This is a genomic window from Qipengyuania sp., assembly GCF_043423005.1.
GTDB lineage: Bacteria > Pseudomonadota > Alphaproteobacteria > Sphingomonadales > Sphingomonadaceae > Qipengyuania.
The window spans coordinates 21,216-30,170 of record NZ_JBHWMI010000087.1 but is presented as its reverse complement, the minus strand read 5'-3'; the positions used below and the strand labels follow the sequence as shown (position 1 = coordinate 30,170).

Sequence of the window (8,955 nt, the reverse complement as noted above, 5' to 3'; positions counted from 1 at the left end):
ACTGTGTCCGGCAACCCGCCCCGGCCGGCGCGGGCGCGGGCGTCGGCACCCCGCTGGCGCAGCGCGTGGCGACGCTCGGCCTGCTCAACAAGCGCAACAATCTTTCCGAGGACATCACGCTCAAGCCCGGCGAGGCGCGCCGGGTGGGCGAGGTGATCGTCAGGCTGCAATCATGCGAACGCACCGCGCCGTGGGAAATCCCGCCTGAAACCGGCGCCTTCGTCCAGGTGATGGTGCAGGAACGCGGGGCGCGCGGCTCGTTCAGAAAGATTTTCTCCGGCTGGCTGTTCAAGAATGCGCCGGGCCTCAATGTGGTCGAACATCCGGTCTACGATGTCTGGGTCAAGGATTGCGCGATGAGTTTCCCGGGCGAAGAACCGGCAGCGAACCGCGATGCCGCCTCAGGCAATGACGAGGAGGGCGAGCCCGCCGCCTCCGACAGCCGTGCGACGTAGTCGTTCTGCGAGATCGGAACCGCTCCAAGAGTGGCGAGGTGGTCGGTCATGAACTGGCAATCGAGCAGAACATAGCCCGCCGCGCGCATCGCTGCCACCAGCCACGCCAGCGCGACCTTGCTGGCAGCGGGCACGCGGCTGAACATGCTTTCGCCGCAGAACACCCGGTCGAATGCGACGCCATAGAGCCCGCCCACCAGAACCCCGTCCTGCCAGACTTCGATCGAATGGGCATGGCCGCCCTCGTGCAGCGCGAGATAGCTGTTTTCGATCCGGTGGCTGATCCAGCTTTCGGCGTGCTCCTCGCGCGGGGCGGCGCATTCGCGGATGACCTGGGCAAAGGCGTGATCGCAAGTAACCGCGAACCGATCCTGCCGGATGACCTTGCGAAGCGAACGGGAGAGGCGAAAGCCGTCCAACGGGATGATCGCGCGCTCTTTCGGCTCGACCCAGTAGACCTCGTGATCGTCACGGAAGTCGGCCATCGGAAAGACCCCGCAGCGATAGGCGCGCAGCAGCAGATCGACCGGAATTGGAGGCGGGCGGGGCGGGGTGTGCATCGGCATTGCCCTAACGTGCAGGATCGCGCAACGGCTCCCGACCATAGCTGCAACCGGCTTGCAATGCCCCGTCGCTCGGCTTAATGCGCCCCCTCGGCTGCAGGGGTGTAGCTCAGCTGGTAGAGCATCGGTCTCCAAAACCGAGGGCCACGGGTTCGAATCCTGTCACCCCTGCCATTGCCGCTTGTCGCGGCCCGCCGCGCCCCCTAACGCGCGCGGCATGACCGATGACCCGTCCGCGACCCGCGATCTTACCAGCCGCAAGTTCTATCCCGCCGAAACCGAAGCCGAATTCGAGAAGCAGGCACCCCACCAGACCCCGCAGACCGCGCATCCGGCCTATCGGCTGGCGTTTCAGGACACCGATTTCCTGCTGCGTGAAGAACTGCGCCCGGTGCGGTTCCAGCTCGAACTGCTCAAGCCCGAGATGCTGCTCGAGGAAGCCGGCGTCGGCTCGACCCTCGTGGTTTACGGTTCGGCCCGCATCCCCCCGCCCGATGCCTGCGAGACCGCGCTGGCCGGAGCGAAAGACCTGCCCGAGGACGAGCGCCGGGTGGTCGAGAATCTTGTCGCCAAGAGCAGATATTACGAGGAATCGCGCAAGCTTGCGCGGATCGCCAGCGAACAGGCGATCACCGAGAACGGGCAGCGCCAGTTCGTCGTGTGTTCGGGCGGAGGGCCGTCTATCATGGAGGCGGCCAATCGCGGAGCGAGCGATGTGGGCGTCGAATCGATCGGCCTCAACATCATCCTGCCGCACGAGCAGGCGCCGAACGAGTATGTCACGCCGCACCTGTCGCTGAACTTCCATTACTTCGCCCTGCGCAAGATGCACTTTCTGCTGCGCGCGCGGGCGGTGGCGGTGTTTCCCGGCGGGTTCGGCACGTTCGACGAATTCTTCGAGCTGCTGACCCTCATCCAGACCGGCAAGATGAAGCCGATGCCGATCCTGCTGTTCGGCGAGGCCTTCTGGAAACGGGTGGTGAATTTCGACGCACTGGCGGACGAAGGCACGATCTCGCGCCGCGACCTCGACTTGTTCCGGTGGTGCGAAACCGCGGAAGAAGCCTGGGATCACATTGCCGCGTTCTACGATCTGCCGTCGCTGGACGACAGCCGGACCGCCTGATGGCCGAGCGGGCCGTTGCCCGCGCCAAACCCCGGGGCTGCCTTGATCGCCGCGCGGACGAAGGCCCGCGCCAGCCGCACCGCATGGGTCAGCGGCTGGCCGTGCGCCAGCAGTGTCGCTACGGCTGACGAGAGGGTGCAGCCGGTGCCATGGGTATGGCGGGTGTCGATCCGGCCGTGGGCAAAGCTGGCGATCCGGCCATCGGGGGCGACGATCCGGTCGATCACCTCGCTTTCGTTCTCGTGCCCGCCCTTGGCCAGAACCATGGTATCATGCCGCCGGGCAAGTGCGGCGGCCGCCTCGACGATCCTCTCGCCTTCGAGCGCGTCTGCCCCGGTCAGCGCGGCAAGTTCGGGCAGGTTCGGCGTCACCACCGTGGCAAGGTCCATCAGCGCGGCGAACGCGGCGATCGTCCGATCGTCGGCCAGTGCCGCACCGCTGGTCGCGACCATGACGGGATCGAACACGATCGGGCCGGCGAAATGATCCAGCCGGTCGGCCAGCAACCGGGCGGTTTCCGGCGCGCCCAGCATCCCGATCTTGATCGCATCGGCGCCGATGTCGGCGAGGCAGCTGTCGACCTGCTGCACGACGAAACTTGGCGGCAGCGCCTCGACGCCTTGAACGCCAAGGGTGTTCTGCGCCGTTACCGCAGTGATCGCCGTCATCGCATAACCCCCGAGCATGGCGATGGTCTTGATGTCGGCCTGGATGCCGGCGCCGCCCGAACTGTCGGACCCGGCGATGGCGAGCACGCGCGGGGGCGGGCGGGTCATGCGGCGCGCGCCACCGCGTCGCAGATCCGGTCGACCACCCGTTCGACCTGCGCGGCATCGTCGCCTTCCGCCATCACGCGGATCACCGGCTCGGTGCCGGATGCGCGGATCACTAGGCGGCCGGAACCGGCAAGCTCCCTTTCGGCCTCGGCGATGCACGCCTTGACCGCTTCGTCCCTCAGCGGGTCGTTGCCGGAATAGTGCACGTTCTTCAGAAGCTGCGGTACGGCGTCGAAAACATGCAGCACCTCGCTCGCACGCTTGCCGCTGCGAACCAGGCTGGCGAGCACGCGCATGGCGGCCAACGTCCCGTCGCCGGTGGTGCCGTGATCGAGGAGGATCATGTGACCCGACTGTTCGCCCCCGACATTGTATCCGCCGGCCTTCATCCGTTCGAGGACGTAGCGGTCACCGACCTTGGTGCGCTCGAGCGTCAGGCCCTGCGTTTCGAGGTAGCGTTCAAGGCCGAGGTTGCTCATCACCGTGGCTACCACGCCGCCGCCGCGCAGCGCGCCGCGGGCGTTCAGGCGGGTCGCGATCAAGGCCATGATCTGGTCCCCGTCGACCGGCTGGCCCTGCTCGTCGATGACGATCAGCCGGTCGGCATCCCCGTCGAGCGCGATGCCGATGTCGGCGCTCTCCTGCACCACCCGGGTGCAGATCGCGGCGAGCGCGGTGGAGCCTACCTCGCGGTTGATGTTGGTGCCGTTGGGCTCGACCCCCATCGCGATGACTTCCGCGCCCAGTTCCCAGATCGCTGCGGGTGCGACCTGGTAGGCGGCACCATGAGCGCAATCGACGACCACCTTCAGCCCGTCGAAGCGGATATCGCTCGAGACCGATTGCTTGACCGCATGGATATACCGCCCGCGGGCATCGTCGATCCGGCGTGCCCGCCCGATCCGCGCCGCATCGACCAGGGGCGGATCGTCCTCCAGCAGGCGTTCGATGGCCAGTTCCGCCTCGTCCGACAGCTTGAACCCGTCGGGACCGAACAGCTTGATGCCGTTGTCCTCGAACGGGTTGTGGCTGGCCGAGATCATCACCCCCAGATCGGCGCGCATTTCGCGGGTCAGCAGAGCGATCGCCGGCGTCGGCAGGGGCCCGGTCATGACCACGTCCATGCCCACGCTGGTGAAGCCGGCGACCAGCGCGCTTTCCATCATGTAGCCCGACAGCCGCGTATCCTTGCCGATCACCACGCGGTGCCGGTGGCCGCCGCGCAGGAAATGGGTGCCCGCCGCCTGCCCCACCTTCATCGCCATCGCCGCGGTCATTACCCCGTCGTTGGTCCGCCCGCGAATGCCGTCGGTACCGAAAAACCTGCGTGCCATCGTCTGCCCTGCCTGTGCTATGCCGCGCTTGTGCCGCCGGCGCCGGGGGAAGGGAAGCGACATCTGCCCTTTTCTCGCCGCGAAGCACTGCGATGCAACCGTTGCCCCGCCTGCTCGTTAGTCAAGCAAACCCACCCCGCCACTTCGGAAGGAACCCCTCATGGCATTCAAGCTGATCGATCTCCCATACCCGGACACCGCGCTGGAACCGGCGGTTTCGGCCGAGACGCTGAGCTACCATCACGGCAAGCACCACAAGGCCTATATCGACAAGACCAACGCCGCGATCGAAGGCAGCGATCACGCCAACGGCTCGCTGATCGAGGTCATTGCCGCCGCACGGGGGAGCAACCAGGGCCTGTTCAACAACGCCGCGCAAAGCTGGAACCACGGGTTCTACTGGTACTCGCTGAGCCCGACCGCCTCGAACCCGTCGAACGAATTGCGTTCGATGATCGACCAGTCCTTCGGCTCGGTCGATGCCCTGATCGAACAGCTCAAGGAACGCGGCGCCGGCCATTTCGCCAGCGGCTGGGTCTGGCTGGCCGAGAAGAACGGCGCGCTGTCGATCGAGGAGACCCATGACGGCGATACGCTGGCCGATCAGCAGGGCGTCAATCCGCTGCTGGTGATCGACCTGTGGGAACACGCCTATTATCTCGATCACCAGAATGCTCGCCCGCAATATCTCGATGCGGTGATGGACAAGCTCAACTGGAGCTTTGCCGCCGAGAACCTGACCCGCGGCAAGACCTGGGAATATCCCGGCTGATCGACACGCCGGCAGGCTGAACGACGCCCGCCGCCCGGTCGAGGGTGGCGGGCGTTTTGCGTTTCAGGGTGCCGGATCGTCGTCCCCGACGCTTACCAGGGCTTCGGGAAACAGTGGCTCGCCAAAGACGAAGCCGATGAGGTTGGGCCGCCCGATGTGATCGAACAGTGCTGCAAGAATGAGCAGGATCGGCACCGAAAGCAGCGCGCCCAGCACGCCCCAGATCCAGGTGAAATAGGACAGCGCGATAAGGATCATCACCGGATTCACGGTGAAGCGCGCGCCGAGGATCGACGGGGTAAAGACATTCGCCTCGAGCGTGTGGAGCCCGAGATAGGCCAGCGCCGGTATCAATCCGACAAGGACCGTTTCGCTGGTCCCGATGCCGAACAGGGCGAGCAGCGCCATCATGAGCATGGGGCCGATATAGGGGAGGAAATTGAGGATCGCGGCAAGCCCGCCCCACATGATTGGCGCCTCGAGCCCGAGCAGCCATGCGCCGAGCGCGACGACCACGCCGACCAGCGCGTTGATCCAGCCCACGGTGAGGATATAGGCGGCCACGCGGTCCTGTACTTCGCGCAGCACGCGCGCGGCTTTGATGCTGCTGCCGAAACTGGCCCGTCCGAGCAGCAGCCGCTGGCGCATCCGCACCCGCGCCTCGATCAGGAAATAGGCCATCAGCAGGGTCAGCACCGCCTCGATGACGACGCTGGGCGTGGCGAAGGCCAGCTCTTCGAGGAAACTGGGCGAGGCGAGAACAACCTCGCGCGATTCCGAGCTTTTCATCATCTCGGCGAGCTGGCGGTTGAGCTGCCCGATCCAGGCGAATTCGTCCTGCAACTGGCTGAACCGCGCACCGACCTGGCGCAGCAGCACGGGCACTCCGTCGAACAGGGCCACGGCCGGTTGCAGGATGAGGCCGAGTGCGGCGACCAGAATTGCGAAGAACACAATCAGCGCCAGCAGCGAGGCCAACCCGTTGGGCACGCCCCAGCCATACAGCCGGTCAGCGAGGGGCGAGAGCACGATGGTCAGGACGACGGCGGTCACCACCGGCAGGAACACCACCGAACCGATCGACAGGACGAACGGCAGCGCCAGGAACAGGCCCATGCCGATCAGCACGACCAGCGCCGACATCAGGCGCAGTTCCTGCTGCGCCACGCTCATGCCGCCGCGCGGTGCGTCGCGCTCCGCCTCAGGCGATCCACCGGTGGGCGGCGGCTCGATCACCGCCTTGCGAAGACCGGCGCAGCGGACGTGTCCACCGCGGCTTCAGGTCCGCGAGATCGTGCCGTTACCGGCGGCGACTTCGTCCAGCTCTTCGAGGATCGCACGGTGGGCCGCGGCATCGTCGATCGAGCGTTGCGGGATGCTGCCCTCGCTCAACATGACGTTGAGCGCTGCGCGGGCGCGCCCGACACGGCTCTTGATCGTGCCCACCGCGCAGCCGCAGATATTGGCCGCCTCTTCGTAGGAGAAGCCGCCCGCACCCACCAGCAGCAACGCCTCGCGGCGTTCTGGCGGCAGGGTCAGCAGGGCCCGGTGCATGTCCGACAGGTGGATCGGCTCTTCCTGTCCCGCCGGCGCGGTAAGGATACGTTCGGCGACCGTTTCGTCATAATCGCCGCGGAAGCGATTGCGGCGCATGTCGGTGAGGTAGGCATTGCGCAGGATGACGAAGGTCCACGCGCGCATGCTGGTGCCGGGCTGGAAGCGCTCCTGCGCTGCCCAGGCCTTGAGCAGCGTTTCCTGCACCAGATCGTCGGCCATGTCGGCACGGCCGCACAGGCCGCGCGCGAAGGCCCGCAGATGCGGCACCACATCGGTAAGCTCTTTCTTGAAATCCGCCGCGTCGGCAGCGGTCCTGGGCGCGGCTTCCATCAGCCTTTCTTGTCCAGTTGCGCGAGCAGGTCCCTGAACTGGTCCGGCAGCGGTTCGTCGACGACCGCATCGTAAAGCTGTCTCAGGCCATTGGTCCAGTCCGGGTTCTTGCGCATCGCGCGGCGTCCCGATGTGCGGCCTTCGTCGGCGCCGTGGTCGCCGGCAAAGGATTTGCTGTCCATCATATCAGCGAAAATGCCTCTTCAACTGCGATACATGGTGTCGGCCAAAGGGCCGGGAAGGCCGTCGTTCCCACAAGTTCCCGGGAAATGCAAATGGTGAGGACCGGTTTGGCACGGCCACGTGAAATCCCCCGCCCAACGGAACGGAAACCCCGCTGCGCGCTTAAGACAGGATGACTGACTTGGCAGATTGACGAGGCTGTTCTGGCGTATCGATCGACAGGAGAGCGAGGGGACGGGCGCAGGTGGCTCGTCAAGTATCCGCGGGCCCTCCCGCTACTGGTGTTTCTGCTGATCATTGCGGTGACGATCGTCAGCGTGTTCTCGATCGAGCGCGGTGAACGCGTTCGCGAAATGGCCGAACTCAATCGCAATGCGCAGGTCATCGGTTCGGCGATCGAACGCCGCGCCTTTGCCAATGGCGCATATCTGCGGGCGGGCGCCGCGCTGGTGGGGGCGCAGGACGAGATTACCCCGGGACTGTTTCGCCGTTTCGTCGCCGAACTCCAGCTCAATACCGATTATCGCGGGGTGGAAGGGATCGGCTGGGCGCCGCTGGTCGATGCCTCTCAGGTCGCGGAGTTCGAAGCCCGGCTCGGCGAGGGGGCATCAGGCAAGCGACGGGTGACGCCGAGCCTTGCGGAGATGCCCCGGCGGCGGTTGTTTCCGATCCTCTATCTCGAACCTGATACCCAGCGCAACCGGCGTGCGATCGGCTTTGACATGTATGCCGAACCCACCCGCCGGCAAGCAATGGACGAGGCGCTGCGCCAAATGCGCCCGACCGCCAGCGGAATCGTCGTCCTCAAGCAGGAGGACGATCCGCAAAGCCAGGGTTTCCTCATCTATATGCCGGTGTTCGACATTTCCGGCAGCGGACGGGTGCTGCGCGGCTTCATCTACACCCCGATCAATGCGCGCCAGTTTCTGCGTTCGGCCGTGGATGCGCGGACGGACGAGGGCATCGCGGTGCGTCTCTTCGACAGCGAGATGGGCCGCCTGCTGGCCCAGGACGGGCGCTGGCGCAACGACGGCATCAGCATCTCGCGCGAACTCGACCTTGCCAACCACGACGTGCTGGTCGAGGTACAGAGCGCGCGCGAAACGCGACTTTCGCAACTGTCGCTCATCACGCTCATGTTCGGACTGGCGGTCGCTACCCTGCTGACGGTGGTGTTGCGCCTGCTGACCAAGCAGGCGGAAGAGGATCACCGTTCGCTCGAATGGTTCGCGCAGCAGAACTCGATCCGCAATTCGCTGACGCGCGAGCTCAACCACCGGGTCAAGAACACCCTCGCCAACGTGCTGTCGATCGTGTCGATGACCCGGCGGCGGGCGACCTCGCTCGACGAGTTTGCACAAGGGATCGACAACCGCATCCGCGCGCTGTCGGCGACTCACGATCTCCTCACTCAGTCGGATTGGGGGACCACGCCGCTCTATTCGGTGGTCGAGGTAGAACTGGCGCCCTATGCCAGAACCGAAGATCAGCAGATCGAGCTTGACGGACCCGCGGTCGAACTGGCGCCCAACGATGCGCTGTCGCTCGGTCTGGCGATTCACGAGCTGGTGACGAACGCCACCAAATACGGCGCGCTCAGCGTACCGGGCGGTAAGGTCGAGGTGCGCTGGCGCCTGCTCGGGAGTTCGCTGGCCGAGATCGAATGGCGCGAAAGCGGCGGCCCCAATGTGGAGCGCCCCTCCAAGCGCGGCTTCGGCACCGATCTGATCGAGAAGATCGTCTCGCACGAATTGCGCCATCCGGTGGAACTGGAATTCGACCCCAAGGGCGTGCGCTGCATCCTGCGGGTTCCGGTGCGGGCGACCGGCGATTTCCAGCTGCGCAGCAAGCGCGCCTGA

9 protein-coding genes, 1 tRNA gene and 1 pseudogene are annotated in these 8,955 nt (G+C 65.8%); 5 read left to right on the top strand and 6 right to left on the bottom strand.

The genetic code is table 11. From position 1 onward, the window contains the following. Positions 1-377 (top strand): annotated as a pseudogene (locus ACHFFA_RS11920) (DUF2155 domain-containing protein); the annotation flags it as partial. On the opposite strand, the gene aat reads toward ACHFFA_RS11920, so the two are convergent. Then, complete coding sequence (gene aat / locus ACHFFA_RS11915; RefSeq protein WP_394271049.1) at positions 329-1,015, bottom strand: leucyl/phenylalanyl-tRNA--protein transferase; 687 nt, start codon at positions 1,013-1,015, stop codon at positions 329-331. The pseudogene ACHFFA_RS11920 and the gene aat overlap by 49 nt on opposite strands. Before the next feature lie 101 nt (positions 1,016-1,116). Here aat and ACHFFA_RS11910 point away from each other — a divergent pair. Together ACHFFA_RS11910 and ACHFFA_RS11905 are read left to right on the top strand one after the other, a co-directional pair. Beyond that, positions 1,117-1,192 (top strand) — tRNA-Trp (locus ACHFFA_RS11910). A gap of 43 nt (positions 1,193-1,235) precedes the next feature. After that, positions 1,236-2,144, top strand: coding sequence for an LOG family protein (locus tag ACHFFA_RS11905; RefSeq protein ID WP_394271048.1), 909 nt, complete (start codon positions 1,236-1,238; stop codon positions 2,142-2,144). Here ACHFFA_RS11905 and thiD read toward each other — a convergent pair. Together thiD and glmM are read right to left on the bottom strand one after the other, a co-directional pair. Beyond that, positions 2,105-2,920, bottom strand: coding sequence for a bifunctional hydroxymethylpyrimidine kinase/phosphomethylpyrimidine kinase (thiD, locus tag ACHFFA_RS11900; protein WP_394271047.1), 816 nt, complete (start codon positions 2,918-2,920; stop codon positions 2,105-2,107). The two genes, ACHFFA_RS11905 and thiD, sit on opposite strands and share 40 nt — an antisense overlap. After that, the gene (glmM, locus tag ACHFFA_RS11895; protein ID WP_394271046.1) at positions 2,917-4,254 is read right to left on the bottom strand and encodes a phosphoglucosamine mutase; all 1,338 of its coding nucleotides are present in this window, start codon (positions 4,252-4,254) and stop codon (positions 2,917-2,919) included. Before glmM ends, thiD begins: the two co-directional genes overlap by 4 nt. A 160-nt stretch (positions 4,255-4,414) precedes the next feature. Between glmM and ACHFFA_RS11890 the strand changes: the two genes are divergently transcribed. Beyond that, positions 4,415-5,026: a superoxide dismutase gene (locus tag ACHFFA_RS11890; RefSeq protein WP_394271045.1), complete on the top strand. Its 612-nt coding sequence runs from the start codon at positions 4,415-4,417 to the stop codon at positions 5,024-5,026. A gap of 63 nt (positions 5,027-5,089) precedes the next feature. Here the strand turns inward: ACHFFA_RS11890 and ACHFFA_RS11885 are convergent, their stop codons facing one another. Genes ACHFFA_RS11885 through ACHFFA_RS11875 form a run of 3 tightly spaced genes read right to left on the bottom strand, consistent with a single transcriptional unit; the run spans position 5,090 to position 7,098 of the window. Continuing rightward, positions 5,090-6,262, bottom strand: a complete 1,173-nt coding sequence (locus ACHFFA_RS11885) for an AI-2E family transporter (RefSeq protein WP_394271044.1) — start codon at positions 6,260-6,262, stop codon at positions 5,090-5,092. A 42-nt stretch (positions 6,263-6,304) separates the two neighbouring features. Further along, on the bottom strand, positions 6,305-6,913 hold the full coding sequence (locus tag ACHFFA_RS11880; RefSeq protein ID WP_394271043.1) for a sigma-70 family RNA polymerase sigma factor: 609 nt from the start codon (positions 6,911-6,913) through the stop codon (positions 6,305-6,307). After that, the gene (locus tag ACHFFA_RS11875; RefSeq protein WP_394271042.1) at positions 6,913-7,098 is read right to left on the bottom strand and encodes a NepR family anti-sigma factor; all 186 of its coding nucleotides are present in this window, start codon (positions 7,096-7,098) and stop codon (positions 6,913-6,915) included. Before ACHFFA_RS11875 ends, ACHFFA_RS11880 begins: the two co-directional genes overlap by 1 nt. A 279-nt stretch (positions 7,099-7,377) precedes the next feature. Between ACHFFA_RS11875 and ACHFFA_RS11870 the strand changes: the two genes are divergently transcribed. Further along, on the top strand, positions 7,378-8,955 hold the full coding sequence (locus tag ACHFFA_RS11870) for a CHASE domain-containing protein (RefSeq protein ID WP_394271041.1): 1,578 nt from the start codon (positions 7,378-7,380) through the stop codon (positions 8,953-8,955).

Bases quoted from the DNA above. Each gene is read 5' to 3' on its own strand.
- ACHFFA_RS11875 (WP_394271042.1), bottom strand. From the start codon at position 7,098: ATGATGGACAGCAAATCCTTTGCCGGCGACCACGGCGCCGACGAAGGC.
- ACHFFA_RS11905 (WP_394271048.1), top strand. From the start codon at position 1,236: ATGACCGATGACCCGTCCGCGACCCGCGATCTTACCAGCCGCAAGTTC.
- ACHFFA_RS11890 (WP_394271045.1), top strand. From the start codon at position 4,415: ATGGCATTCAAGCTGATCGATCTCCCATACCCGGACACCGCGCTGGAA.
- aat (WP_394271049.1), bottom strand. From the start codon at position 1,015: ATGCACACCCCGCCCCGCCCGCCTCCAATTCCGGTCGATCTGCTGCTG.
- ACHFFA_RS11880 (WP_394271043.1), bottom strand. From the start codon at position 6,913: ATGGAAGCCGCGCCCAGGACCGCTGCCGACGCGGCGGATTTCAAGAAA.
- glmM (WP_394271046.1), bottom strand. From the start codon at position 4,254: ATGGCACGCAGGTTTTTCGGTACCGACGGCATTCGCGGGCGGACCAAC.
- thiD (WP_394271047.1), bottom strand. From the start codon at position 2,920: ATGACCCGCCCGCCCCCGCGCGTGCTCGCCATCGCCGGGTCCGACAGT.